The following is a 26047-nucleotide window of genomic DNA, read 5'->3' as shown; positions in this document are numbered from 1 at the left end:
GCCCGTTTCCGCCGCCAACGGGCGTTTCGGCACTAGCATGGGCGGCATGATGTCGCGTATGAGGTCGGGTGTCGCCGTCGTCGGCGGCCTGTTCGTCGGAGCACTGACCGCGGGGCCGGCTTGGGCCTCTGACCTGGAGGAAGTCCGCAAGGGGATGGGCGCGCTCCGTGGTGTGGGGCTGGTGTGCTGCCTGCTGGTGGTTCTGTTGGTCGTCGTCGGGGTCGTCATCGGGGTGTCGATCAGCAGGAAGCGGCGCAAGTAGCAAGTGCCCAACGGCACGTCTGATTTGTTCAAGACCGGCGCGGGTCGGCGGCCGTACGGTGGTCGGATGACACCGCAGCTCAATCTGGTCGGCCTCGTTGTCGCCGACATGGCCGCCACGCTCGCGTTCTACCGCCGCCTCGGCCTGGACCTGCCACCGGAGGCGGACACCGAGCCGCACGTGGAGTACGCGCTGCCGGGCGGGCTCCGGCTGGGCTGGGACACCGTGGACGTGGTCCGGTCGTTCGACCCGGGGTGGACGGCGCCGACGGGTGGGCACAGGATGGCGCTGGCGTTCCTGTGCGCGACCCCGGCGGAGGTCGACAAGCTGCACGCGGACCTGGTCGCCGCCGGTCACGTCAGCCACAAGGAGCCGTGGGACGCGTTCTGGGGGCAGCGCTACGCGGTCGTCCTCGACCCGGACGGCAACGCTGTGGACCTGTTCGCCGCGCTGGGCTGAATCGCCGCGCTGGGCCGCACCAGGCTCGAACCGCACCGGTCCCGGGCCGGCAGGCTCACACCAGCTCCCCCAACGTCACCCCGGCCAGCGCCCGCACCTCCCGCGACAGATGCGCCTGATCCGCGTACCCCGCCACGGCGGCCACCTCCGCGAACGCCCGCCCCGCCCGGGCCAGCCCCAGCGCCCGGTCCAGCCGGAACACCCGGGCGAGCGTCTTGGCCCCGTACCCGTATCCGGCCAGGCTGCGGCGGTGCAGTTGCCGTTCGCTGAGCCCGACCGCGACGGCCGTGTCCAGCACCCGGTTCCCGGCGCGCAACCGGTCGGCGACGTGCGCGAGCAGCGGGTCGGGCGGTCCGGCCTCGGCGAGCAGGTCGGCGACCACGGCCTCCAGGGCCGGGCCCCGGTCGGGCGCGCCGGTGATCCGGTCGGCGAGCCGCCGGGCCCGGGCCGGGGTCCACAGGTCGGCGAGGGGCAGCCGCCGGTCGCGCAGTTCGGCGGCGGGGACGCCGAGGACGGTCGGGCCGGTACCGGGCGCGAACCGCAGGCCGACGAACTGCGCGCCGCCCACGCCGACGGCCAGGTGCGCGGTGGTGTCGGGGCCGGCGACGAGCAGGGTGCCGTCGACCCAGATCAGGTCGAGGGAGCCGTCGGGGAGGATCCGGGACTCGGCTCCCCCGGCGGGCACGGTGCGGGTCCACAGCACCCCGCCGACGGCCGCTCGTTCCCGGTACACCTCTGAAGTATTCCAGCGGGGTCTCACAGCCGCCGCACAGGAAACGGAAAGCCCCCGCACATCCTCGGGGCGCTCACTAGAAAGGAGAAGACACCAGAAAAGGGGTAAGACCATGACGCACGACCACGACCGGGGCCTGTCCGGGGACCTGCCGAAGCTGGTGGACCGCCGGCTGGTGGACCGCAGGCTCGCGCTCGGCCTGATGGGCGGGGTCGGCATGGCCGCGCTGGTCGGCTGCTCGACGGCCCCGGAGACGCCCACGGCAGCGCCCACCACGGCAGGGGCCACCCCGAGCGCGGCAACGAGCACCGCCGCCACCTGTGCGACCAAGATCCCGCAGGAGACCGCAGGCCCGTACCCCGGTGACGGCTCCAACGGCCCGAACGCCCTCACCCAGGCGGGCATCGTCCGCACCGACATCCGGTCCAGCTTCGCGGGCGCGTCGGGCACCGCGCGGGGCGTGCCGCTGACCATCAGGCTGAACCTGCAACAGAACTGCGCCCCGCTCGCGAAGGCCGCCGTCTACCTGTGGCACTGCGACCGCGAGGGCCGGTACTCGATGTACTCCAACGGGGTCACGAACGAGAACTACCTGCGCGGCGTCCAGGAGACCGACGCCCAGGGCGGGGTGACGTTCACCAGCATCTTCCCGGCTGCCTACTCGGGCCGGTGGCCGCACATCCACTTCGAGGTCTACCCGAGCCTCTCGACGGCGGCGACGGCGAAGGGCCGGCTGGTGACCTCGCAGCTCGCGTTGCCGTCGGCGGCCTGCCAGGCGGTCTACGCCACCGACGGCTACTCGTCGAGCGTCCGCAACATGGCGCAGACGTCGCTGGGCTCGGACATGGTGTTCCGGGACGGCTACCAGAGCCAGTTGGCGACGGTCACCGGCGGCGTCACCGAGGGCTTCACGGCGACCCTGACCCTGGGCGTCTAGACCCGATCAGAGGGGTACGCCGGCGCGCGTGCTCCGCAGGTCCCGGCTCACCGTGCCGTACCCGGCGAGGACCAGCATCAGGCCGGTGTACACCAGGACCGTGCCGTGCGGGCCGAGCCACGCGATCAGCGCCCCGGTGCCGAGCGTCCCGACGGGCAGCACCGCGTACGACAGCAGGGTGACGAACGCCTGGATCCGGCCCAGTTCCTCCTCGGGCATCCCGGTGAGCATGTACCGCATCTGGATCACGTTCATCATCGAGATGGTCACGCTCAGCCCGGCCCAGACCAGCCCCACCCAGACCGGGGCCAGTCCCAGCGCGAGCAGCGGGAACAGCAGCACCGTGGCCCAGCCCCGGACGACCACCGCCGTGACGAGGCCGACCCTGCGTTCGATCCTGGGGGCGGCGAGCGCGCCGAGTACCCCTCCGGTGGCCGCGATCGCGAACACCGCGCCGACACCGGTCGGGCTCCCTCCGTCCTGGCGGACCAGGAGCGTGATCAGGATCGCGATCCCGGCGAACGGCAGGTCCCCGGCGACCGTGATCAGGGTGAGCGCCCGCAGCCGGCGGTGGGTGGCGACCCGGCGGGCGCCGAGGGTGAGGTCGGCCCGCCAGTCGACGGGGGCGGGTGGCGCGTCGGCGTTCAGCCGGGCCCGGACCAGGGCCACGCAGCCGGCGACGACGCCGAAGGACAGCGCGTCCACGGCGAAGGGCAGGGTGGCCGACCGGGTGATCAGCAGGCCGGCGAGCGGCGGGCCGACGATCGAGGCCAGGTTCCAGATGACCTCGGCCTGCCCGGCGGCCCGGCCGAGCTGGTCCGCGCGGACGATCCGGGGCAGCACGGCCACCTGCGTGATGCTGAAGACGACGCCGGCGCAGCCGTTGACCAGGGCGACCCCGTAGATGAGGTACGGGCTGAGCAGGTCGGACGCGTGCGCCACCGGGACCGTGCCCGTGGCGGCGAGGCTGACCAGGCTGGCGCCGATCAGGAGCGCGCGGCGGGGCAGCCGGTCCACGAGGGCGCCGACGGGCAGGCTGAGCAGCGCGTACGGCAGTACCTCGCAGGCCGCCGCGATCCCCGCGCCGAGCGCCGAGCCGGTCACCGCGAACACCAGCAGCGGGTACGCGATCAGGGACATCGCCGTGCCGACCGTCGAGATCAGGTTGCCGAGCCACCACAGCCGGTAGTCCCGGCTCCCCCAGAGGTCCACGGCCGGATTGTGTCGCCGATCACCAACCCCGACAACCGGATATGGGTACGCCGGGCGCGGATGGCCGGGCTGACCGGCGCGGGAGGCCGGCACGGCTCGGGCGGGCGACCGGCCCGGTCCGCGCGGGCGCACCGGTGAGGTCCGAATACCGCCGGACCCCGCGTTCGAACCTATGATCCACTGGGCGGTATGACGAACAGCCAACTCGACCAGGCCCGCGCGCTGCACGCCCTGCACCGCTCCGGCCGGCTCCTCGCCCTGCCCAACGCGTGGGACGTCGCCAGCGCCCGCGTCGTGGAGGACGCCGGCGCGCCGGCCGTCGCCACCACCAGCGCCGGGGTGGCCTGGAGCCTCGGGTTCGCCGACGGGGACCACCTCGACACCGACCGGGCGCTCGACCTGGTCGCCCGGATCGCCGCCGCCGTGCGGGTGCCGGTCACCGCCGACATCGAGGGCGGGTACGGCGACGTCGCCGGCACCATCCGGGGCGTGATCGCGGCGGGCGCGGTCGGGGTCAACCTGGAGGACGGCGGCACCCCGCAGGCGGAGCGGTACGCCGTGGCGCGCCGGGCCGCCGACGCCACCGGGGTCCCGTTGTTCCTGAACGCCCGGATCGACACGTACCTGTTCGGCAACCCGGACTTCGAGGAGACCGTCGGGCGGGCCCAGGCGTACCTGGCGGCCGGCGCGGACGGCATCTTCGTACCCGGCGTGGCCGATCCCGAGGTGATCGCCGCCCTGGTCAAGGCCATCCCGGCGCCGCTGAACGTCCTCGTCGGCCCCGGTTCGCCCACTGTGGACGAGCTGACCGCGCTCGGGGTGGCCCGGGCGAGCCTCGGCTCCTCGATCGCCCAGTCCGCGTACGGGCTGGCCCGGCGGGCGGCGACCGAGTTCCTCACGACCGGCGGTTACTCGGCGCTGGGCGAGGCGGAGGACTACGGCAAGCTCAACGGCCTGCTGAGCCCGTCGCGGAACAGCTAGCGCGCCGTCGCCCGCCCGGCGGGGTGGCCGGCCCTCGACGGGCGACCACCTCGCCCGGCGGGCCCGGTGGCTTCGGGCCCGCCGGGCACGGAAAGTCGGTGGATCACCCGTCGCACCCGGGCCGGCCTGCGATGATCAGGGGCGTGGCCGAGACGACACCCCTGTGGTACCGCAGAATGACCTCCCGCAGTTCCGGCGAGCGGCACCGGGCGGCGACCCCGCTGGAGCTGTTCTTCGACCTGTGCTTCGTGGTGGCCGTCGCCCAGGCGGGCTCGAAGCTGCACCACGCGCTGGCGGAGAACCACATCGGCCACGGCCTCCTGAGCTACGTGACCGTGTTCTTCGCGATCTGGTGGGCGTGGATGAACTTCACCTGGTTCGCCTCGGCCTACGACACCGACGACGGGGTGTACCGGGTCACCACGCTCGTCCAGATCGCCGGCGCCCTGATCGTCGCGGCCGGCGTACCCCGCGCGTTCGACGCCACGGACTTCGGCGTCGTCACCTTCGGGTACGTCCTGATGCGGTTCGCCATGATCTTCCAGTGGCTGCGCGCGGCGCACGGCGACCCGACGCACCGCCCGGTGGCGCTGCGTTACGCGCTCGGGATCTTCCTCGTCCAGATCGGCTGGGTGTTCCTGCTGGCGGTGCCGGAGCGGGTGTTCCTGCTCGGGTTCGCGTTCCTGGTGGTCTGCGAGCTGGCCGTCCCCGCGTGGGCGGAGCGGAAGAACCCGACCCCGTGGCACCCGCACCACATCGCCGAGCGGTACGGCCTGTTCACCCTGATCGTGCTCGGCGAGTCGGTACTGGCCGCGACCCTGGCCATCCAGGCGGCCCTGGACAGCGGTCAGGCCGGCGCCGGGTTGTTCACCCTGGCCGGCGCCGGCCTGGTCATCGTGTTCTCGATGTGGTGGATCTACTTCGACAGGCCCGCCCACGCGCTACTGACGTCGTTGAACACCGCCCTGCGCTGGGGCTACGGCCACTACCTGGTCCTGGCGTCCGCGGCCGGTGTCGGTGCCGGGCTCGCGGTCTCGGTCGACTACGACGCGCACAAGGCACACATCTCCGGTACGGTCGCCGGTTTCGCGACGGCCGTACCGGTGGCGGTGTTCCTGTTGAGCGTCTGGTTCCTTCAGGTCTGTCCTACTATGCGCGGCCCGATCGCGGCGGCGATGCCGGTGACGGCCGGCCTGGTACTGGCCACCCCGTTCACCGGCGCCCCCGTGCATGTCATCGCGGTGCTGTTGGCAGCACTGGTCGCGGTACTGGTGCTCGACGGCCGACGCGGTTCGCGTCTAGCGGAGCCAGACTCCGTCTCTGACTAAGGTGAGAATGCCCATTGTTCTTTCCTCCGTGGTGCAGGAAAGGGCACACCTGGGCGCGCGAAACTGAGCCAACGTACTTGGCAAATGAATTCCCCCGTGGTGCCCTACAGCTTTTCATCAACATGGCTGTCGCGACATCCACAATGGTGCCAGGCGATTTCACGTTCGCCAATTCATTTCCGCTCGCGGAGCACGTGGCCCACCCAGCGGATGGCCATCGCGAGCCCGAAGATCCCCACCGCCATCACGGCCGAGGCCATCGCGACCCGGCCGTAGCCGCCGTCGCGCCGGGGGTCGAGGAACGGGTACGGGTACCAGTCGACGATCGCCCCTCTGACCAGCGAGTACGGCAGGTAGAGCAGGGGGAAGAGCAGCCAGAGGAGCACCTTGCGGAACTCCAGCCGGCGGTACGGCGGGTCGAACAGCCAGTCGAGGAGCACCACGACGGGCATCAGCTGGTGGACCACGAAGTTCGTCCATGGCACGGTGGTGTCCACCTCGATGCCGGACAGGAGTGTCGCGTACACGATCCCGGTCGTCGTCATGTACAGCGTGACGGCCCCTCTGAGCTGGTCGAATCCCCGGGCGCCGAAACGCGCGCACAACAGTAGGGTCACGACCGTGAGAAGGTTCGACAGAATCGTGAAGAAACTGAAGAAGTTGGAAACCCGATAGTCGGGAACGTTGTCCAGCAGATATCCGAGCTGCCAACCCATGGCGGCCAGGGTCAGCAATGCGGCGATGACACGGTAGGCGCGCACCCAGTGGTTCATCACACCATTTCACCCTAATCCCGGCCCGGGTATGCTCGAAACCACTGTGACTACCACCGACACGAGCATCCGCACGTTCTACCCGCGCCGCGGCCGGGTGAGCGCCCTGCACGAGGACTCCAGCGCCCGCCTCTGGCCGGTCTACGGAGTGACCCTCGCGACCGCGACCGCCGCCTTCGGGCGCGTCGCGCCCCTCGTCATGGAGATCGGCTCCGGGATGGGTGACGCGACCGCCGCGATGGCCGCCGCCGACCCCGACCGCGACTACCTGGCCGTGGAGGTGCACTTCCGGGGCGTGGCGAACCTGCTGCGCCTCGTCGAGGAGCGCGGCCTCACCAACGTCCGGATCTTCGACGGCGACGCCCTCGACCTGGTCCGCACGCTGCCCGAGGCGACCCTCGACGCGGTGCACGTCTACTTCCCGGACCCGTGGCCCAAGGCCAAGCACCACAAGCGCCGGCTGATCCAGCCCGCCAACACGGCGCTGCTGCGGTCCCGGCTGGTGCCGGGCGGGACGCTGCACTGCGCGACCGACTGGGCGGAGTACGCGGACGGGATGCTCGCCACCCTGACCGCCGACCCGGGCCTGGTCAACGCGCACGACGGGTTCGCGCCGCGCCCGGAGCACCGGCCGTTGACGAACTTCGAGAAACGCGGGATCAAGCAGGGCCGCAAGATCTTCGACCTGGTGTACCACCGCAGCACGTGAGTGCCGTCGGGCCCGCCTCCGCAGCGGGCCCGACGACCTACAGGGCCGGCGTCTGCTTGTGCGTCGCGACCATCAGCCGGTTGAACGCGTTGATCAGTACCAGCGCGATCAGCAGGTCCGCGACCTGCTTCTCGGAGAAGTGCTCGTGGGCCGCCGCCCACACCTCCTCCGACACGCCGCTCTCCCCCAGCCGGGTCACCTGGTCCGCGAGCGCCAGCGCCGCGCGCTCCGCCGGGCTGAAGAACGGCGACTCGTGCCAGGTACTCACCGCGAACAGCCGGCGGGCGTCCTCGCCGCCCTTGAGCGCGTCGCGGGTGTGCATGTCCACGCAGTAGGCGCAGCCGTTGAGGATCGAGGCGCGGAGCAGGACCAGTTCGAGCAGGGTCGGGTCGAGGACGCCCCGGACGTAGCGGTCGAGGTCCAGCAGCTTTCCGAACGCCTCCGGGACCAGCTTGTCGAGGTGCTGGGTACGGGTGGTGGTCATGGCGAACTCCTTTCGTCACCCGGCATGACGACCGGCCCCACCCGTGACGTGACACTCGGGATCAGGATGTTACCCAGCTCACAAGTTTGTCCGGGTTCGACACGGACTGCACGCCCACGATCCGCCCGTCGGTCACCTCGAACGACCACAGGTGCGCGGTGCCGCCGTACCAGAACAGCACCGGCCCGCCGTTGGCCTCGGCCCGCTCCCACCGGCTCGGGAACTTCGCGATGACCCCGAGCAGGAAGCGGGCCACCCGGTCGGCCCCGTAGATCGGCTGGAGGGCCGCGCGGACCCTGCCCCCGCCGTCGGACCACAGCACGACGTCCTCGGCGAGCAGCCGGTGCAGGCCGGCGCTGTCCCCGGTGCTGGCGGCGGCGAGGAACCGGTCTACCAGGGCGCGGTGCGCGGTCTTGTCGGGCTCGAACCTGGCCCGGCCGTCGGCGAGTTGCTCGGCGGCCCGGCGGTGCAGTTGGCGCGCGCCGGGCTCGGTCACCTCCAGGACGGCGGCGATCTCGGCGTACGGCAGGTCGAAGGCCTCGCGGAGCACGTACACGGCGCGCTGGGGCGGGGTGAGCCGCTCCATCAGGCGCAGCGCGGCTAGTGACACCTCCGCGCGCCGGTCGACCACGTCGGCGGGGGTGGGCACGGGCTCGGGCAGCCACGGGCCGACGTACGGCTCGCGGGCCCGGGACCGGAGCCGGTCGATGGCGAGCCGGGTGACGACGGTGAACAGGAAGCCGCGCGGGTTGCGTACGTCGGTCGCGTCCCGCCAGCGCAGCCAGGCCTCCTGGACGATGTCCTCGGCGTCGTGCCGGCTGCCCAGTACCCGGTACGCGAGGCTGGTCAGGGCCGCGCGGTGCTCCTCGAACTCCACCCGCCCCAGGCTAGCGCCCGCTACGACGCCAGCCGGTACGCCGCGAAGTCCTTCTCCCTCGGACACACCAGATACTCCGCGCTGAACCCGCACCCCTCGCTCCGGACACTGATCTTGCCCAGGTACGACCGCTCCCCGGAGCGCGCGCTCATCCCGTACACGTTGACGTCCTGCACGCTCCGGCCCGGCCCCCGGTCGAGCAGCAGCACCGAGCCGCTGGTCAGCCACACGGGATACCAGGACACCTGCCGCCCGCCGACCAGGGCGCCGTCGGCGTCGTAGAGGGCCGACCAGTACTCCTCGCCGGTGCCCGTGTCGTCCACGACCTGGATCCGGTCCCCGACCGGCCAGACCGCCTGCGCCCCGGGCAGGTCCCGGGTCCACCGGTCGCCCTTGGGCCCGACGGTCACCAGCCGGCCGGTCTTCTCGTCGCCGCCGGCCTCGTCGAGCAGGCAGACCCGTTCGCCGCACACCTCCATGGCGGTGACCCGGCGGGCGGTGTCGGTCTCCCGGTACAGCGTGGTGGGGGCGCCCATGGTGTCCAGGTCGTACGAGTACACCTGGTAGCCCTTCGCCGCCGTGGCCACGTACAGCCGGCCGTTGTAGACCAGGTACCAGTCGTCCTCGCCGACGTTGTCCGCCACCCGGACCACCTTCATCGTGCTGGTGTCGATCACCTGGGCCTTGCGGGTGCTGGGCGTGACGCGGAGGATCCGGGGGTCGAGCAGCGGGCCGTGGCTGCCGCCGCGCCGGTCGACGTAGGACTTGGGGGTGCCCGCGCCCCGGGTGTAGTCGCCGCTCCTGAACTCCGGGCCGGCCGTGCGGACGCCGGTCCGGTAGTCGATCCTCCAGATCCGGCCGGCCTTGGGCTCGACCTGCACCAGGTACTTCTCGTACGGGTAGTACCAGGCGCCGGACTCGAACTCGGCGTGCCAGAGTTCCGCCCCGTCCGAGGGGGCGAAGGCGCGCGCCCGGGTCGGCTTCGTCGAGTCGGTCGAGTTGGCGAACGCCACGACCGCGCCGGGCCACGCGCTGATCCAGCCCCGGTAGTCGACGTCGGTCTGCCCGACCTTGCTCCATTTCTCCGACCTGCTCTCCAGGTCGTAGGCGCCGACGTGCAGCTGTTTGTCGGCGACGTTCGCGAGGAACGCCGTGTCGCCCACGACCTGGGCCCCGGTGTCCCCGTAGCCGTCGCCCGGTTTCGCGATCACGGTCGGCGCGCCGAGCTCCGCCACGAACGACACCTCCGGGAAGGCCCCGGGCAGCACCAGGACCAGGCCGACCGCCAGCGCGGCCACCGCGGCGAGCCCACCCCCACCCCACAAGAGCCTCTTTCTGGTTACGAGTGGCCGCGTCGACGGCGCGGCCTCGACCTCGGCGGGCTGTCCGGGCCCGGTCACCGGTGCCGCCGGCAGCTCGGCCAGCGCGCCCTCCGCGACCGGCAGCTCGGGCTGCTCCAGCACCGTCGGGGCGATGCCCAGTTCGGCGTGCAGCAGGCGGGCGACCATCGGCACCCGGGACGAGCCGCCGACGAGGAACAGGCCGCTGAGCTGGGTCGGGTCCAGCCCGCAGCCGGCGATCACGGCGCGGGCCTCGTGCACCGCGCGGCGGAGCAGGCCGGCGGCGACGGCCTCCAGTTCGGGGCGGGTCAGGTGCAGGGCGTGCTCCAGGCCGGGCACCGGCACCGGGGCCGACGCGGTCCGCGACAGCATCTCCTTCGCGCCCCGGACGTCCTCCCAGAACAGCCGCCGGGCCCGCCGGTCGGCCGGGGTGACCGGGTCGCGCAGGGCCTGCCAGATCGCGGGCGCGGTCTGGTGCAGGACCGCGCCGAGGTGCGCGACGAGGGCCGCGTCGAGGTCGAGGCCGCCGAGGTCCTCCAGGCCGCCGGAGCCGAGCACCGTGAACCGGGCGGGCTGCCCCGGGCCGCCGTGGCCCGGTGCGCCGGGGTGGCCGGCCCCGCCGGTACCCGTCGAGGGGTTTCCGTCGTTGCGGACCACCGCGATGTCGACCGTGCCGCCGCCGAAGTCGAACACCGCGAGGCAGCCGCCGACGGGGATCGGGCGGCGCAGGGTCTCCGCGAAGAACCGGGCGGCGGCCACCGGCTCCGGCACGAGCGGCACGGGCGGCCACCCGGCCTGGGCCGCCGCGCGCTGGAGGGTCTCCCTGCGCACCGGTCCCCACGCCGCCGGGCAGGTCAGCACGGCCCGGGGCAGGAAACCGACCGCCTCGACGGCCGCCGCGGCGATCCGGTGCAGCAGCGCGGCGAGCAGGTCCACGACGGGCACCTCGGCGTGGCCGAGCAGGACCGTGCGCTCGTCGATCCGGCGCTTCGGGTTCGGCTCGAACCGGGCCGGGTCCAGCTGGGCCAGCCGCTGGGCGTCCCGGCCGACGTGCAGGTGGCCGTTCTCGTCCAGGTAGACGGCGGAGGGCAGGATCGGCTGGCCGTCGAACAGCAGCGGCTGCGCCCGACCGTCAGGCCTGCGCAGCACCGCCACCGTGTTGGAGGTGCCGAGGTCAATGCCGATCGAGTACCCGTCCACGGGCGTGATCGTAGCCAGCCCGCGCCATCGTGACGCCGGCGCCGGTGGCGACCACCAGCACGGCGAACCCGGCGAGCGTCCAGGCCCCCGGGCGTAGCAGCGGCTCACCGTTCAGCGCCTGCCAGGTGAGGAGGGCCAGCAGGCCGGCGTACCCGGCGGCGGCCACGAACACCAGGCGGGTCCGGAACCGGTCCGGGAACCGGCGGAGCAGAAACGCGAGCAGCGGGAGCAACTGGAGGGCGTGCATGCCGACGAAGTGCGGGATCCGCAGGTCGCCGCCCCGGGTGCTCCAGGTCAGGCCGGGGATGCCGGGTCCGCCGTCCGGGACGCCGACGCTGTGCCCGCCGACGATGTCGAGGTGCTGGCCGGCGGCGTGCAGGGCGGCCTGCTCGGCGGTCGGCGGGATCATCAGCATGCCGAGGGCCAGGCCGATCAGCATCAGGACCAGTCCGAGCCGGATCGCCCAGGTCAGCGAGCGGTCGGTGAGCCTCTGGAACATGCTCAACACCGTGATCACCAGGGCGGCGGCCCACATGGCGTAGATGGTCATGGCCATGACCTGGGTGAACATCGCGTCGACCGGGGTGGTCTGGTTGAAGTGCAGCTGCCGGCCCCGGATGCCGATCTGGGTCACGATCAGCATCATCTCCACGGCGAGCGCGACGGCCACCACGGTGCCCATCCACCACGCGGTCCGGCGGAACCGGGTCTGCAGGGACAGCAGCCAGGACATCGTCAGGGTGTACAGCCCGATGGAGATCATGAACTTCAACGGCTTGAGCCAGAGGGGTACGCCGACCGACCGCCGGTCGTCGACGAGCAGCCCGACCACCGCGCCGAGGGCGAGCACCACCATGGCGACGGCGACGTACAGCAGGGGGCGGTGCCAGCGGGTCGGGGCGGTCGGTCCGGACGCGGCGACCCGAGGGGAGGTCTCAATGATCATTGTTACAAAATCCCAGGTCACAACGGTCCAAACGATGCCGTAGACCCCCCATTACCTGGTAGGGACAGCCCTACTACCGAGCCAGTTCACCTGTAGGTCACCTTCCGGTCACTCCCCGGGCGTGCAGCCTCTCTAGCGTCCGGTCGGTAGAGCCCCTTCCGAACAGGAGTCCAGAATGGACCGCCCACAGCTCCCGCTGCTGGCCGCGCACAGTGGCACGAACCGGGACGCGATGACGTGCCTGTACCGGTGCGGCAACGCCTGCGACCACCCCGCCCCCAACACCTCCGGCAACGAGTACTTCAGCGCGGAGGTGTCGCGCCGGGGCATCTTCAAGACCGCCGCCGGTGCCGCCGCCGGCGCGATCGTGGTCGGCTCGGGCCTGGCCGCCGTGGCCGCCCCGGTCGCCGCGTACGCCGACGACACCACCCCGGTCGTCCCCGAGGTGCTGCCGAACACCCCCGCGCCGGCCCCGTCCGAGCTGACCTTCAAGGCCATCCCGCCGAACAAGATCGACGCGGTGATCGTGCCCAACGGCTACGACCACTCGGTCGTCATCAAATGGGGCGACCCCGTCGAGCGCGACGCCCCGAAGTTCGACGCCCGGCACCAGACCCCCGAGGCGCAGGCCAAGCAGTTCGGCTACAACAACGACTTCGTCGCGGTGCTGCCGTTGGACAAGCGCGGCAAGCGCGCGCTGCTCGTGTGCAACCACGAGTACACCAACGAGGAACTGATGTTCTACGGGTACGCCGGTCCCGACACCATGACCGTCGACCAGATCAAGATCGCGATGGCCGCGCACGGCATGAGCGTCGTGGAGCTGGAGCGCAACGACGGCGAGGGCCAGTGGCGCCTGGCCAACCCGAAGACCGGCCTGCACTACAACCGGCGGATCACCACCTCGGGCACGAAGTTCGAGCTGACCGGCCCGGCCGCCGGCTCGGCGTTCCTGCGCACCGCGGCCGACCCGACCGGCCGGGTCGTGATCGGCACCCAGAACAACTGCGCCGGCGGCGTCACGCCGTGGGGCACGGTGCTGTCGGGCGAGGAGAACTTCAACCAGTACTTCGTCGGCGGCGACGGCGCGCCCGAGGCCGCCAAGCCGGCCCTGAAGCGCTACGGCATCGACACGGTCAACCGGTACCCGGCGGGCAACCGCAAGTGGGACCGGGCCGACGCGCGCTTCGACGTGGCCGCGCACCCGAACGAGGTCAACCGGTTCGGCTGGATCGTCGAGCTCGACCCGTTCGACCCGGAGTCGACCCCGAAGAAGCACACCGCGCTGGGCCGGTTCAAGCACGAGGGCGCGAACATCATCCTGGCGAAGGACGGCCGCGCGGTCGCCTACACCGGTGACGACGAGCGGTTCGACTACCTCTACAAGTTCGTCTCCGACAAGAAGATGGACAACGGCAAGTCGGCCCGGGCGCGCAAGCACAACCTGAGCCTCCTGGAGTCCGGCACGCTGTACGTGGCGAAGTTCGACTACACCTCGGCGGGCGAGATCGACGGCTCGGGCAAGCTGCCCACCGACGGCCTGTTCAACGGCTCCGGCAAGTGGATCCCGCTGGTGCGCGGCAACCAGTCGCTGGTCGAGGGCATGACCGTCGAGGAGGTGCTCGTCTTCACCCGGCTCGCCGGCGACAAGGTCGGCGCCACGAAGATGGACCGCCCCGAGGACGTCGAGCCGAACTGGAAGACCGGCAAGGTCTACTGCGCGCTGACCAACAACACCAACCGGGGCGTCGGGTCCAACCCGAAGGCCGACGAGGTGAACCCGCGCAACGCCAACAAGCACGGCCACATCCTGGAGATCACCGAGGACGGCGGGGACAACGCCGCCGAGACGTTCACCTGGTGCCTGCCGATCGTGTGCGGCGACCCCAACGACCCGTCGACCTACTTCGCCGGGTACGACAAGACCAAGGTCTCCCCGATCTCCTGCCCCGACAACGTCGCCTTCGACGGGGCGGGCAACCTGTGGATCTCCACGGACGGCAACCAGCTCGGCTCGAACGACGGCCTGTTCGCGGTACCGCTGGAGGGCCCGCAGAAGGGGTACCTGAAGCAGTTCCTCACGGTCCCGTTCGCGGCCGAGACCTGCGGCCCGTTCCTCTACGAGGACAACCGCTCGGTGTTCGTCGCCGTGCAGCACCCGGGCGAGGTCAGCGGCGCGTCCATCGAGAAGCCGGCGTCCAACTGGCCGGACGGGGACTTCGGCAAGCCGGGCATCGTGGTGGCCTGGCGCCGGGACGGCGGGGCGATCGGCCTGTAGCCGGAGCGCGGTGCCGCCGCTGGGTGCCGCCGCGTGGTTTCGCGTTCGACAGTGCGGCCCGCTCCCCGTGAACTCGCGGGGCGCGGGCCGCGCGTTCGTACACTGGGGGCGTGTCCTGGGAGATCACCGCGCCCGGTGTCCTGCGGCTGCCCTCGGGGCGGCTCGTCCGGGGCCGGGGCCTGCGCCATCCGCTGCCCGCCGGCCCGCTGCCGACCTTCGGCGTGTACCTGCTGGGTAAGCCGCCGCCCGCGTTCCCCTGGGAGTCGGCGTGGATCCGCTGGCCGGACTTCCGGCTGCCCAGCGACCGGGTGCGGGCTCGGGAGGTGCTGGCGGAGGCGTGGCGCCGGGCCGGCACGGACCCGGACAGCACCGCCCTCGCCGGGGCCGGCGTGGGCGGCACAGACCTGGCCGGGGCCGAGCGGGTCGAGGTGGCCTGCGGTGGCGGGCGCGGCCGGACGGGCACCGCGCTGGCGTGCCTGGCGATCCTCGACGGGGTGCCGCCGGGCGAGGCGGTGGCGTTCGTGCGGGAGCACTACCACCGGCACGCGGTCGAGACCCCGTGGCAGCGCCGCCACGTCCGCGACTTCACCTGACGGCGCCGGCCCCGGGTCAGCGCGCGACCTGGGCACCCGTCACCGACGGCCGGCGGGGCCAGCGCGGACCGGGCATCCCGACGGACACTCGGCCCCCCGCCTCGGCCGGTACCCGTCAGACGATGTCGAAGTTGGCCATCATCGCCATGTCCTCGTGCTCCAGGTTGTGGCAGTGCATCATGTACCGCCCCTTGTACCCGGCGAACCGCACCAGCACCTCCACCACCCCGTACGGCCGGATGTCCACGGTGTCCTTCCAGCCCCCGTCGGAGTCCTCCGGATCCCGCCCGGTCCGGCTGAGCACCTGGAACTGCGCGAGGTGCACGTGCACCGGATGGTGGAAGTCGCTGGTGAACCGCCACAGTTCGACGGTGTCGAGTTTCGGGGCGGCCAGCGAGCCCGAGGTGTCGTACGGCTGGCCGTTGATCGTCCACTTCCCGCCCTGGAGCCGGAAGTCGAACTGCCGGGTGGCGACGGCGTCCTCGCGGCGCAGCACGGGGACCGGCACCAGGCTGGCCGGCACGACGGACTCGTCCTTCTCCGCCCGGGCGACCCGGAACCGGAGCACGTCGCGGGTCCGGCCCTCGCCGAGCGCGTTGGTCAGGGTCAGTTCGGTGCCGACCGGGTAGCCGGAGAAGTCGACGACGACGTCGTAGCGTTCGCCGGGGGCGATGGTCAGCGCGTCGAGGCGCACGGGCGCGGCGAGCAGGCCGCCGTCGCTGCCGATCTGGACGAGGGGCACGCCGGTGAGCTGGTACCGGCGGGCGTTGGAGCCGTTGATCAGGCGGAACCGGTACCGGGTGTTGGCGACGTCGAGAACCGGCCAGGGCGCGCCGTTGACGAGGATGACGTCGCCGAACACGCCGGACATGAACTCCTGCGTCACGCCGGGGTTGGTGAGGGTGGAGTCGAGCTCCGGGTAGCGGAACTCGCCGTGCGCGTCGAAGGACCGGTCGCAGATCAGCAGCGGGATGTCCTTGTCGCCGCGAGGGAGGCCGAGGCGGTCCTCATCGTTGTCGCCGACGAGGAACGCCCCGGCCAGTCCGCGCCACACCTGCGGAGCGCTGAAATCCATCCGGTGGTCGTGGTACCAGAGCGTGGCGGCCTGCTGGACCATCGGGTACTCGTAGTCGCGGGTCCGGTCGTGGAACTTCCAGTCGGCCGGGTTCATCCTCATGCCGTTGTGGCTGGTGTGCGCCGTGTGCACGGGGTAGCCGGCGGGCACGACCAGGTCGGTCGGGAAGCCGTCGGACTCCGGGGGCGTGACCCCGCCGTGCAGGTGGGTGGACGTGGGCACCGGCAACTCGTTGCGCACGGTGACGACGACGCGGCGGCCGGTCCGGGCGCGGAAGGTGGGGCCGGGGAACGTGCCGTCGTACCCCCAGATGGTGGTCCTGCTGCCCGGCAGGATCTCGACCTTGGCGACCTTCTGCACCACCTCGTAGTAGTCGGTGGTGTCGTCGCGGCGGACGGTCTTCGCGACCCGCGGGATCGGCAGCGGGACCTTGAAGGGTGGCGGGATCGGCGCGGCGCTGGCCAGCACCTGCCCGGTGCCGGGGCCGTCGACCGCGCAACCGGTCAGGGTCGCGACGCCCGCCGCCCCGACCAGGCCGAGCACCGCGCGCCGGCCGATCACGAGCTGATCCACTTCGGACGGTATCGGAAGGACCAGACGGTCAGACCGGCCAGCAGACCGAGGATCGACACGCCGAGCGGGATGTGGCCGCTGACGACGCGGGCGTAGCCGAGGCCGAGCTGGGTGACGACCAACATCCAGAGCCCGATCGAGACGGGTACCGGCCACCACGGGCCACGCCCGGCCGTGAGCAGGAGGATGGTGCACGGCACCAGGGCCGTCGTGACCAGGAAGACCAGGATCGCGTTGGCGCTGTGCAGGCCCAGCAGGCGCACGTTGCCGCTGATGAAGCCGCCGGCCAGGGCCGCCTGGGTGAGCACCAGGGCCACCAGGAGCACGCACAGCGCGCGCACCGGGTAGATCGGCCACCTGCGGCCGGGCTTGAGGGAGGACATACGTCGATCGTTGTTCCCCGGCGCGCCCCGGGACATCGGTTATCCCCCGGACAGCGCCCCTAGGGGAGGGCCGTGCCGACCCGTAGGGCCCGCTAGTCCCAGCCCTCGCGGGCCGCGTACCAGCCGAGTTGGATCCTGGTCTGGACGCCCGCCAGCTCCATCAGGAAGTGCACCCGGCGCTGCACGGTGCGGGTCGACAGTCCCATGTGCACCGAGATCGACCGGTCGGTCAGGCCGGCGAGCATCAGGGACAGGATCCGGGCGTCCTCGGGGGCCAGCACGCCGCTGTCGGAGGGCCTCAGCGGCCGGGCCCGGGCCCAGGTGCCCTCGAACAGGGCGATCAGCGCCTCCAGCAGGCCGCTGGAGTGCAGCATCACCGCGCCCGGCTCGCCGTGCCCGGATCCCGCCGGCCCCGTGGCCGGGAGCGACACCAGGGCCAGTTCCCGGTCGGCCATGATGAGCTTCACCGGCAGTTTCTCGACCACCCGGATCTCCTCGCCGGCCGCCATGGACGCCAGGGCCGCGTCGGCCGTGCCCGGTTCGTCGAGCGCCGCCCGTTCGATCACCACCCGGTAGCGCACGCCTTTGGCCACCGACCCGTCTTCGGCCTCGCTCTCCTCCCGGCGCACCGCCACCGGCCGCGAGGTGACGAACGCGCGCACCTCCTCCCGCGCCGACCGCTGGATCTGGTCGTACCGGTGCCGCACCCCGTCCGCGCCGGTGATGACCTCGATCAGGTCGCTGAGCGCCCGGCCGGCCACCGCGCGCCGGTGCTCCTCGGCGAGGGCCGCGACGGCCAGCTCCGCCCGGCGCAGGTCGTCGTGCCGCCGGCCGAGCAGGGTACCCAGCGCGACGGTCGGCGGCGCGGCCACGAACCGGTCGCGGTCCCCGCCGGAGCGGGCGGCCAGGCCCCGGGCCGCGAGGGTCTCCAGGGCGTGCAGGATCTCGCCGGTGTCCCGGCCGAGGAGCTGTGCGAGGTGCGGGGCGGTGGCGGAGGGCAGAGCCACGAGGCCCCGGTACGTGTCCTCCGCCAGGGCGTCGAGCCCCAGTACGCCCAGCGGGGTCGTCACCTGGCGAGTATGAGTCAGGGCGTAAATACGTCACAAGCAGTGTGTTCAGATTGTGACGCCAAAGCGCCAGGGTCCTAGGCGCACCCCGCCCGGGCCCCACGGTGGGGGAATCACTGGGTCGATACCCCCCGGGGGGTATGGGTAGAATGGGGGGATGACCACCCCCACCCGCGGGTACACCGCCACCAAGGACCAGCTCCTCGCGCGACTCCGGCGGATCGAGGGCCAGGTGCGCGGGATCGAGAAGATGGTCGAGGAGGACCGGTACTGCATCGACGTCCTCACCCAGATCTCCGCCATCCAGGCCGCGCTCGACAAGGTCGGCCTCGGCCTGCTCGACGGGCACGCCCGGCACTGCATGCACGAGGGGGCGACGACGGGGAAGGCGGACGAGATGGCCGACGAGATGCTCTCAGCCGTCGCGCGGCTCATGCGGCGGGGCTGACGCCCGCCGCATGAGCCGAAGCGACGGCTTCGCGGCGTGCGCTGCGCGCTACGACCCACCCATATCACGGCGGGGTCAGAGCCGTGCGGCGTCACCGCAGGGGGAGAGCCGCTTGGCAACACCGCAGGGTGAGAGGCGCGTGGCACCACGGCCGGGTGAAAGGCGTGTGGCATCACGGCCGGGTGGGGCCGTGATGCCACGCGGTGGTGTTACGGGGTGTTACGAGGTGGTGCGGGTCGCCGTCGGGCGGCCGGTGGCCAGGGTCGGCAGCTGGCGGCCGGTGAGGCCGCGCAGGGCCGGGGGCGCTTCCAGCTGGTACGGCGGGATGTCGAACGTCCCGTTCACGTCGATCACCAGGTGCGTGTTACCGGCGTGGTTGTACACGTTGAACCGGTTGTCCGTCCCGAGCGAGGTGATCGTGGCGTTCGGCACGGTCTGGCCCCGGGCCGGGTTGAGGTTGCTGGCGGTGGGCCGCGCCGGCAGGCCGGTGCGCCACAGCGTCAGGTAGGTGCCCTCCGACGGGGTGACGGCGGTGACGTTGAGCCCCACGGCGACCGTGTTGGGCCCCGCGATCGCGCCGGGTACCGCGATGGGCGTGATCGACTGCGGGCCGAGCACGTTCGCGCCCAGGCCGTCGCGGGTGTCCGTGATCCGGGTCGGGCTCAACGGGTTGAACCGCAGACCGGTCTCCATGCTGCCCTGGACGTACACGCCGACGATGTCCACCAGGATGTGGGCGCTGGACGTGACGTGGTTGTACACCCGGAAGGACATGAACTGGGAGCAGTTCGGCAGCGGGCAGGTCGTCACCGGCACGACGGCCATGTTCGGCACGGTCGCGCGCGGCGAGAAGTTCAGGGTCGAGGACTGCGGCGGGATGTTGTTCCCGTCCCACGCGGTGAAGAAGCCCGTACCCGTCGGGTCCACGGCCGTGATGTTCACCGCGACCGCCCGGATGTTGGAGGTCAGGCCGGTGTAGCCGAGCGGGATGGTGACCTGGTCGCCGCCGTCGAGCGGGCCGTAGCCCCATTCGCGGGAGTCCAGCAGCCGCTCCACCTTGACCGGGATGTACTCGTTGCCGAGGCCCCGGTTGTAGAGCAGCTCGTTGTTCGCGGCGTAGAAGCCGACCACGTCGACGATGACGTGCGTACCGCCCGCGTGGTTGTAGATCGACACCTGGCCGCCGTCGCCGACCCTGACGGTGACCGAGTTGGCACCCGTCCACCCGGCCGAGAAGTTGAGGTTGGACGCCGTCGGGCGGCTGACCCCCTTCGGGTACACGGTGAGGAAGCTCGCGGAGGTGCCCTCGGTGACCGTCACGTTCAGCACGACGGAGGACACGCCGCTCGACGGGATGTTGCCCCGACCGGTGACCTGGAGGTTCAGCGTCGAGGCGCCGCCGACCTTGCCAGCGGGGGCGCCGTTGCCGGAGCGGGTGTCCAGGATCCGCGCGGAGTCCACCGGGTAGTAGGTGCCCTCGGCGCCGATGATGCCGAAGGCGCTCAGGCTCACGGCCGGGCGGGTGCCGGCGGTGTCGTCGGGCACGGTCAGGGTGGCGGTCTGCGCGCCCTTGGCGGTGGGGTGCGCGGCGACGCTCACGGTGCAGCTCTTGCCGACGGCGAGCACCTTGCCGGAGCAGGTGTCGGCCTTGATCCGGAAGGCGCCGGGGGCGGAGCCGGCGAAGGCCGCCTGGCCGAAGGTCACCGGCTGGGTGCCCCCGACGGTGACGGTCACGTCCTTGGCGGCGGTGTCCCGGCCGATGTCGGAGCCGTCCCAGCCGAAGGACCTGGCGCTGCTCCGGGCGAGCTTGTAGCCGACGCTGGAGTTCCAGCGCAGCTCGCCGGACATGTCCTTGCAGCCGGGGAACCGGTAGGAGGCGGCGAAGGCCGTGATGTCCCCGGCCTGGTTGCGCTGCACCTCGTGGATCGTCAGGTTCCCGGCGAGCTCGTTCTCCGAGCACGCCTGGCCGTCGATCCCGTGGTCCATGCCGGCGTGGGTGGCGTCGGCGAACCGGAGGGTCGGGTAGGTGCCGGGCGTCAGCGACGTGCCGGTCGGCGGCGAGATGTAGAGGTTGTAGTTTCCGCCCTGGCCGTAGGCGTAGGTGTTGATGCCGTCCGGGCCGAAGCGGGAGAACTCGACGCCGGACTCGAACGTGTAGTCGTGCCAGTCGCTCTCGACGGCCAGGACGGTGTAGGGCGCGCTCGGCGCCGCCTGGGCGGCCGTTCCCGTGATCAGTGACGCGCCCAGGACAAGGGCCGCCACGGCAAACATGCGCAATCCGCGCATTTGCACTCCCCGTGAAGTACTATGAAGGGTTTGGAAAAATCACGGTAGCCGCGCGAACTTCCGGGACGCAAGCGGGCGTTCAGCCGCCCGACGCGAGGGCAACCCACAGGGTCAGGCCGGCCAGGACCAGGCACAACGGCGAGTAGTACCGCAGGTCGAGACGGTCGAAGTCCGGGGCAGCCCCGCCGCGCATCCCCGAGGACACGAGCCCGGCCGCGCCGCGCAGGCCGAGGACTCCGGCGACGACGAACGCGCCCACCTCGACCACCCAGGAGGGTCCGACCTCGGGGAGCAGGGCCGCGCGGGCCGCGACCACGTAGCCGGCGGCGGCGATCAGGCCGGCCACCAGGAGGGTGAGCGGGCGGGACGGCAGCCCGTCCTCCGGGACGCCGACCACGAGCCGGGCGAAGTCGGCGCGGCTGGCCAGCGGCCACGGCGAGAAGGCCCAGACCACGTGCAGGGCGGCGACGAGCGCCAGTGCCACGGCCGCGATCCCACCAGAGATCATCATCGGGGTACTCCGTTCCATACAGCAGTGTACGGAAAACCATACAGTAGTGTATGGCCCATGGTTAAACGCAGGCTGACCAGGGAAGACTGGACTCATGCGGCCTTCGACGCGATGTGCCGGGGCGGCCTCGGGGCGGTGGCGGTGGACCCGCTGGCCAAGGTGCTGGGCGCGACCCGGGGCAGCTTCTACTGGCACTTCACCGACCGCGAGGCCCTCCTCGTCGCCGCCCTCGAACTCTGGGAGCAGCTCGCCACCGAGGACATGATCGCGGCCATGGAACGGATCAGGGACCCGCTCGACCGGCTGCGTACCCTGCTGCACGAGGCGCTCCGGGACCGCCGCCCGTCCGACGTGTACCTCGAACCGTCGATCGTGGCGCACGCCCACGACCCGGTCGTCGGGCCGGTGCTGCGCCGGGTCACCGAGCGGCGGATCGGCTACCTGACCGAGTGCTACCAGCAGCTCGGCATGCCGGCGGAGGCCGCCCGGCGGCAGGGCGTCGTCGCGTACGCGGCCTATCTGGGCTGGGTGGAGCTGCGGGCCGCCGCGCCGGACATCGTCCCGGAGGTCACCCGGGACCGGGCGGCCATGGATCACCTTCTCGGTCAATTGACCCCTAGGCTGGGCAATGAGGACTTAACTTGATGAAATGAAGAAATGGGTGATCGCCCTCATCATCGGCCTGGTGGTGCTCCTGATCTGCTGCGGCGTCGGCGCCTTCGTGTTCTACAAGTTCTTCGACAAGGCGACCGCGACCCGCAGCGCGTACGACAGCGTCCAGGAGGGCCAGACGCGCTCCGAGGCCGAGAAGCTGATGGGGAGCGACGGGCTGCCGTCCGACCAGACGACGAGCCCGCCCTCGGGGACCGAGTGCCGGATGTGGATCAACCGGGACACGGCCAAGGAGGGCTTCGAACTCTGCTACGCGGACGGCCGGGTCAGTACCAAGCAGACCTTCGCCGTGAACTGAGGGGCACGCCGCAACCAACCGCGTCGCGGGGCGGATCGACCGCCCCGCGAGCGGAGGCGCGTGCCGGGCCGCAGCACGCGGACGGCGTCTCCGCGACCGGCCACGGCACGGAGTTCCCCTTGCCCCCGAACGGATCCACGGTAATGATCTTCGAGTGGATCTCACCGAGCAGCGCGTCACCTGGGCGGAGCTCTTCCTGGACCTCGTCTGGGTCTTCGCCGTCACCCAGATCGCGGGCGTCCTCGCCACCGCCAAGGGCCCAGTGGCCGTCCTGGAGGCCCTGCTCCTGCTCGCCCCGCTGTGGTGGGGCTGGGTCGGCGTCACCCTGCTCGGCAACCTCACCGGCGCCCGGCTCGACGGGGCGCGCGGCCGGCTGACCCTGTTCGCGCTGGCCGGGTGCGGGCTGGGCATGGCCGTCGCCGCCCCGCACGGGTTCAGCCGGTGGGGCGGGCTGGCGCTCGTCGGGTTCTACGTCCTGCTCCGGCTGCTGCTCTGGCTCGCCGCGATCCGGATCACCGGCGCCCGGCACCTCGACCCGTTCTCGGTCACCCTGCTGGTGAGCTGCCCGCTGTACGTGGTCGGCGCGCTCCTCGACGGGCCCTGGCGGCTCGGGTTCTGGTTCCTGGCCGCGTTCGTCGGGCCGTTCGTGTTCCGCCCCCGGGTCAAGGGGCACCGGTACGAGGCCTCGCACCTGCCCGAGCGGTTCGGGCTGTTCGTGATCATCGCGCTGGGCGAGAGCATCGTGGCCGTGGGCGGGCAGGCCACCGGGGCGCTGTCGGACTGGGCCACGATCCCGTTGGCGCTGGTGCTGACCGTGGGGCTGTGGTGGACGTACTTCCACTACGGCGCGCCCGCCGTCCGGCACGCGCTGGAGACCGATCCGGTGCAGGCGCGGATCGTCCGGCAGGTGTTCAGCGTCGCGCACTTCGGGTACGTGTTCGCCATCATCCTGATCGCCGTCGGGCTGAAGAAGACGGTCGGGCACCCGTTCGACGTGCCGCACAAGACGGCCGAGCTCCTGCTGGCCCCCGGGGTGGCGCTCTACCTGTTCGGGTTCTGCTACGCCCGGTGGCGGATGTTCGGCGCGGCGCTGTGGCCCCGGTTCGGCGGCGCGCTGGTGTGCGTGGGGCTCGCGTTCGCCGCGCCGTACCTGCCGCAGTTCGGTACCGCAGCGCTCGCCACGGCCGTGCTGCTCGCCGTGAACGGGATCGAGGCGTGGATCGTCGAGACTGGCCGAACGTTGCCGGTGGTGGCGCTGCGACGCGGATAATGTCGCGTATGCGGGGAGTCGGGGTCTGGGCCGTCCTGGTCACCGGCGTACTCCAGATCGGCGGCTGGATCGCCGACGAGATCCCGGCCGCGCTCAGCCTGCCCCGGCCGCCGTCCTGGGTGTGGGCGATGCTCTGCCTGGTCAACGCGGTGCTGGTGTTCGCACCGGCGGAGCTGCTGTCCCAGCGGGGCCGGACCGCGCCCGCCCGGATGGCCGGCCAGATCTGGGCGACCGCCGCCGCGGCGCTGGCGCTGATGGGGCTGGCCCGGCTGGTACCCATCCCGCACGACGAACTGTCCCTGGGTTCCCTCGCCGTCATCACCGGCCTGGTCGCCTTCGGGGTGCGGCTGTTCCGGGGCTGGACGAGCCCGGAGGGCCGGCCGAGCGGCTGGGCGGTCGCGGTCGGGCTCACCTGCCTGCTGCCCTGGCTGGTGTTCGGGGCGCTCGGCGGGCGGCTGGAGACCCTGATGGCGGTGCTCGCGGGCATCGCGACCGGCGCGCTGGCCCGGTCGGTGCTCGACGGCCGGTTCTGGGCCGCGTACGGCACCGACCAGCTCGTCGCGGGCACGGTCGCCGGGGTCGCGCTGTGCGTGCTCGCGGCCGGGGTCGGCGCGTTCGGCGTCAACATCCTCGAACTGCTCGTCCTCCCGCCGCTCGGCTACGTCGCCGCCCGGCTGCGGCACACCTGGCTGCTGGTCGCGATCGTCGCCCTCGGCCCGCTGGCCTTCGTGGACCCCGAGGAGCTGAACTTCGTCCTCGGGTTCTCCGACGTGCTGTTCTACGGGATCGTGTCCGCGCTGTGCTCGTTGGCCCTGGCCGCGATGGCCGCGTTCGTGCTGCCCCGCACCCTGAAGCGGGGCCTGGCCGCCGCGCTGGTGATGACCGTGGTCGCCGGCTGCGCCTACACCCTGCTCGGCAACCCCGACTTCTACGGCAACCGGCTCTTCGTGATCATGAAGGCGCAGGCCGACGTCGGGGGCCTGTCCGGGCCGGCCGCCGTGCACCGCAAGCTCGTCGACACCGCCGAGGCCAGCCAGGCCGAACTGCGCGGGACCCTGCGCGACAGGCACATCCCCTTCACGCCGTACTACCTGGTCAACGCCATCGAACTCGACGGCGGCCCCGTCCTGCGGCTCCGGCTGGCCGCCCGCCCCGACGTCGCCCGGGTCCTGATCAGCCAGCGGCTCCGCCCCATCTGGCAGCGCGGCGCGCCGGCCGGCGGCACCCTCGGCCCGCCCGACGGCCCCACCTGGGACATCCGCGCCATCGGGGCGGACCGGGTCTGGCGCGACCTCGGGGTACGCGGCGCCGGCACCCTGGTCGGGCACGTCGACACCGGGGCCGACGCCACCCACCCGGCGCTCGCCGACGGCTACCGGGGCGGGCCCGACTCCTGGTACGACCCCTGGTACCACTCCGCGCGGCCCACCGATCTCGACGGGCACGGCACCGGGACCGCCAGCCTCGCGGTCGGCCGGGGCGGGGTCGGCGTGGCCCCCGACGCGCGGTGGATCGGCTGCTCCAACACGGCGCGCAACATGGCCAGCCCCGGGCTGCACCTCGACTGCCTCCAGTTCGTGTTCGCGCCGTTCCCGGCGGGCGGGGACCCGTTCCGGGGCGATCCGGCGCGCGGGGCCAGGATCCTCACCAACTCGTGGGACTGCACCGACGAGGAGGGCTGCGACGCCCAGTCGCTGTACCCGGCGGCCCGGGCCCTGGAGGCGGCCGGGGTGTTCGTGACGGCGGCGGCCGGCAACTCGGGGCCGTTCTGCCGGAGCATCACCGAGCCGCTCGCCACGTATCCGCAGGTCGTCACGGTGGGGGCCACGAACGAGCAGGACCAGGTCGCGCCGTACTCCAGCCGGGGACCCGTCGGGCCGCTGATCAAACCGGACATTCTCGCTCCGGGTACCGACGTGGTCCTCGCCCGGCCCGGTGGCGGCTACGGCACCGCGTTCGGCACCTCGATGTCGGCGCCGCTCGTGGCGGGGGTGGTGGCCCTGATGTGGTCGGCCAACCCGGCGCTGGTCGGCGACCTGGCCCGGACCCGGCAGATCCTCACCGCCACCGCGCGGCCCACGGAGCCGGCCCCGCCGTCGCACCTGCTCTTCCAACGCCGTAAATGCGGCAAAGTAGGCAACCCCGGCATTGTGGATGCATATGCAGCGGTGTCGATGGCCAGGGCGGGGACGTGATCCACAACATGCCTGGTTGACACGGGTATGCCGGGCTCGGAACACTGACCGACAGCAGCACCACGTGACCGTGTGGGGAAAGTCCGGTGAAACTCCGGCGCTGACCCGCAACGGTAGAGCCCGAGCACCCGCCGGTCACGTCGCATCCCTCCCGTCG

General features: G+C 72.1%; 25 protein-coding genes and 1 riboswitch. Of the genes, 13 read left to right on the top strand and 12 right to left on the bottom strand.

Annotated elements, in window-relative coordinates:
- Positions 1–46 precede the first annotated feature (46 nt).
- Together AB0M43_RS17045 and AB0M43_RS17040 are read left to right on the top strand one after the other, a co-directional pair.
- A complete protein-coding gene (locus AB0M43_RS17045; RefSeq protein WP_363725548.1) occupies positions 47–262 on the top strand; it encodes a hypothetical protein in 216 nt (71 codons plus the stop codon).
- 66 nt (positions 263–328) lie between these two features.
- Positions 329–721 (top strand): VOC family protein, encoded by a 393-nt coding sequence (locus tag AB0M43_RS17040; RefSeq protein WP_363725546.1) that lies wholly within the window; start codon positions 329–331, stop codon positions 719–721.
- A gap of 55 nt (positions 722–776) precedes the next feature.
- Here the strand turns inward: AB0M43_RS17040 and AB0M43_RS17035 are convergent, their stop codons facing one another.
- The gene (locus tag AB0M43_RS17035) at positions 777–1454 is read right to left on the bottom strand and encodes a helix-turn-helix domain-containing protein (RefSeq protein WP_363725544.1); all 678 of its coding nucleotides are present in this window, start codon (positions 1452–1454) and stop codon (positions 777–779) included.
- A gap of 112 nt (positions 1455–1566) precedes the next feature.
- On the opposite strand from AB0M43_RS17035, the gene AB0M43_RS17030 reads away from it, so the two are divergent.
- Positions 1567–2391, top strand: coding sequence for an intradiol ring-cleavage dioxygenase (locus AB0M43_RS17030; RefSeq protein ID WP_363725543.1), 825 nt, complete (start codon positions 1567–1569; stop codon positions 2389–2391).
- 6 nt (positions 2392–2397) lie between these two features.
- On the opposite strand, the gene AB0M43_RS17025 is transcribed toward AB0M43_RS17030, so the two are convergent.
- A complete protein-coding gene (locus AB0M43_RS17025; RefSeq protein WP_363725541.1) occupies positions 2398–3603 on the bottom strand; it encodes an MFS transporter in 1206 nt (401 codons plus the stop codon).
- Between the two features lie 189 nt (positions 3604–3792).
- Here AB0M43_RS17025 and AB0M43_RS17020 point away from each other — a divergent pair, with 189 nt between their 5' ends.
- Together AB0M43_RS17020 and AB0M43_RS17015 are read left to right on the top strand one after the other, a co-directional pair.
- Complete coding sequence (locus tag AB0M43_RS17020; protein ID WP_363725539.1) at positions 3793–4584, top strand: isocitrate lyase/phosphoenolpyruvate mutase family protein; 792 nt, start codon at positions 3793–3795, stop codon at positions 4582–4584.
- A gap of 176 nt (positions 4585–4760) precedes the next feature.
- Positions 4761–5912, top strand: a complete 1152-nt coding sequence (locus AB0M43_RS17015; RefSeq protein ID WP_363725537.1) for a low temperature requirement protein A — start codon at positions 4761–4763, stop codon at positions 5910–5912.
- Between the two features lie 173 nt (positions 5913–6085).
- Here the strand turns inward: AB0M43_RS17015 and AB0M43_RS17010 are convergent, their stop codons facing one another.
- Entirely contained in the window at positions 6086–6685 is a 600-nt protein-coding gene (locus AB0M43_RS17010; RefSeq protein ID WP_363725535.1) for a Pr6Pr family membrane protein, read from the bottom strand.
- Between the two features lie 46 nt (positions 6686–6731).
- Here AB0M43_RS17010 and trmB point away from each other — a divergent pair, with 46 nt between their 5' ends.
- Positions 6732–7394, top strand: a complete 663-nt coding sequence (gene trmB, locus AB0M43_RS17005; RefSeq protein ID WP_363725533.1) for a tRNA (guanosine(46)-N7)-methyltransferase TrmB — start codon at positions 6732–6734, stop codon at positions 7392–7394.
- A gap of 37 nt (positions 7395–7431) precedes the next feature.
- Here trmB and AB0M43_RS17000 read toward each other — a convergent pair whose 3' ends face one another.
- The 4 genes from AB0M43_RS17000 to AB0M43_RS16985 form a co-directional block, all read right to left on the bottom strand.
- The gene (locus tag AB0M43_RS17000) at positions 7432–7878 is read right to left on the bottom strand and encodes a carboxymuconolactone decarboxylase family protein (RefSeq protein ID WP_363725532.1); all 447 of its coding nucleotides are present in this window, start codon (positions 7876–7878) and stop codon (positions 7432–7434) included.
- Between the two features lie 61 nt (positions 7879–7939).
- Positions 7940–8755 carry an RNA polymerase sigma factor SigJ gene (gene sigJ, locus AB0M43_RS16995; RefSeq protein WP_363725530.1) on the bottom strand — a complete coding sequence of 272 codons (816 nt, stop codon included), beginning with the start codon at positions 8753–8755 and terminating at the stop codon, positions 7940–7942.
- A 20-nt stretch (positions 8756–8775) separates the two neighbouring features.
- On the bottom strand, positions 8776–11295 hold the full coding sequence (locus AB0M43_RS16990) for an Hsp70 family protein (protein ID WP_363725528.1): 2520 nt from the start codon (positions 11293–11295) through the stop codon (positions 8776–8778).
- Positions 11270–12241 (bottom strand): hypothetical protein, encoded by a 972-nt coding sequence (locus tag AB0M43_RS16985; RefSeq protein ID WP_363725526.1) that lies wholly within the window; start codon positions 12239–12241, stop codon positions 11270–11272. The genes AB0M43_RS16990 and AB0M43_RS16985 overlap by 26 nt, the downstream gene beginning before the upstream one ends.
- Positions 12242–12416: 175 nt before the next feature.
- Between AB0M43_RS16985 and AB0M43_RS16980 the strand changes: the two genes are divergently transcribed.
- Both AB0M43_RS16980 and AB0M43_RS16975 read left to right on the top strand, forming a co-directional pair.
- Positions 12417–14519, top strand: coding sequence for a PhoX family phosphatase (locus tag AB0M43_RS16980; protein WP_363725524.1), 2103 nt, complete (start codon positions 12417–12419; stop codon positions 14517–14519).
- A 110-nt stretch (positions 14520–14629) separates the two neighbouring features.
- Positions 14630–15112 (top strand): protein phosphatase, encoded by a 483-nt coding sequence (locus AB0M43_RS16975; RefSeq protein WP_363725522.1) that lies wholly within the window; start codon positions 14630–14632, stop codon positions 15110–15112.
- Positions 15113–15227: 115 nt separating this feature from the next.
- On the opposite strand, the gene AB0M43_RS16970 is transcribed toward AB0M43_RS16975, so the two are convergent.
- The 3 genes from AB0M43_RS16970 to AB0M43_RS16960 form a co-directional block, all read right to left on the bottom strand.
- Complete coding sequence (locus AB0M43_RS16970; protein WP_363725520.1) at positions 15228–16760, bottom strand: multicopper oxidase domain-containing protein; 1533 nt, start codon at positions 16758–16760, stop codon at positions 15228–15230.
- Positions 16745–17143, bottom strand: a complete 399-nt coding sequence (locus AB0M43_RS16965; protein ID WP_363725518.1) for a hypothetical protein — start codon at positions 17141–17143, stop codon at positions 16745–16747. The genes AB0M43_RS16970 and AB0M43_RS16965 overlap by 16 nt, the downstream gene beginning before the upstream one ends.
- A 92-nt stretch (positions 17144–17235) precedes the next feature.
- A complete protein-coding gene (locus AB0M43_RS16960; protein ID WP_363725516.1) occupies positions 17236–18213 on the bottom strand; it encodes a transcriptional regulator TrmB in 978 nt (325 codons plus the stop codon).
- Positions 18214–18367: 154 nt separating this feature from the next.
- On the opposite strand from AB0M43_RS16960, the gene AB0M43_RS16955 reads away from it, so the two are divergent.
- The gene (locus AB0M43_RS16955) at positions 18368–18658 is read left to right on the top strand and encodes a metal-sensitive transcriptional regulator (RefSeq protein ID WP_363725514.1); all 291 of its coding nucleotides are present in this window, start codon (positions 18368–18370) and stop codon (positions 18656–18658) included.
- 219 nt (positions 18659–18877) lie between these two features.
- Here AB0M43_RS16955 and AB0M43_RS16950 read toward each other — a convergent pair whose 3' ends face one another.
- Positions 18878–20944: a choice-of-anchor D domain-containing protein gene (locus AB0M43_RS16950; protein WP_363725512.1), complete on the bottom strand. Its 2067-nt coding sequence runs from the start codon at positions 20942–20944 to the stop codon at positions 18878–18880.
- A 79-nt stretch (positions 20945–21023) separates the two neighbouring features.
- Positions 21024–21455, bottom strand: a complete 432-nt coding sequence (locus AB0M43_RS16945; RefSeq protein ID WP_363725510.1) for a DUF3995 domain-containing protein — start codon at positions 21453–21455, stop codon at positions 21024–21026.
- 57 nt (positions 21456–21512) lie between these two features.
- Here AB0M43_RS16945 and AB0M43_RS16940 point away from each other — a divergent pair, with 57 nt between their 5' ends.
- The 4 genes from AB0M43_RS16940 (at position 21513) to AB0M43_RS16925 (ending at position 25890) form a co-directional block, all read left to right on the top strand.
- The gene (locus AB0M43_RS16940) at positions 21513–22100 is read left to right on the top strand and encodes a TetR/AcrR family transcriptional regulator (protein ID WP_363725508.1); all 588 of its coding nucleotides are present in this window, start codon (positions 21513–21515) and stop codon (positions 22098–22100) included.
- Positions 22101–22104: 4 nt separating this feature from the next.
- A complete protein-coding gene (locus AB0M43_RS16935) occupies positions 22105–22425 on the top strand; it encodes a hypothetical protein (protein WP_363725506.1) in 321 nt (106 codons plus the stop codon).
- A gap of 154 nt (positions 22426–22579) precedes the next feature.
- Positions 22580–23695, top strand: a complete 1116-nt coding sequence (locus AB0M43_RS16930; protein WP_363725504.1) for a low temperature requirement protein A — start codon at positions 22580–22582, stop codon at positions 23693–23695.
- Positions 23696–23703: 8 nt separating this feature from the next.
- Complete coding sequence (locus AB0M43_RS16925; protein WP_363725502.1) at positions 23704–25890, top strand: S8 family serine peptidase; 2187 nt, start codon at positions 23704–23706, stop codon at positions 25888–25890.
- Positions 25891–25928: 38 nt separating this feature from the next.
- A riboswitch (cobalamin riboswitch) is annotated at positions 25929–26041 on the top strand.
- The last annotated feature ends 6 nt before the right edge of the window (positions 26042–26047 follow it).

This window comes from Longispora sp. NPDC051575 (genome assembly GCF_040681875.1).
In the GTDB taxonomy this organism is placed as follows: Bacteria; Actinomycetota; Actinomycetes; order Mycobacteriales; family Micromonosporaceae; genus Longispora.
This window is presented reverse-complemented; position numbering and strand designations above follow the sequence as displayed.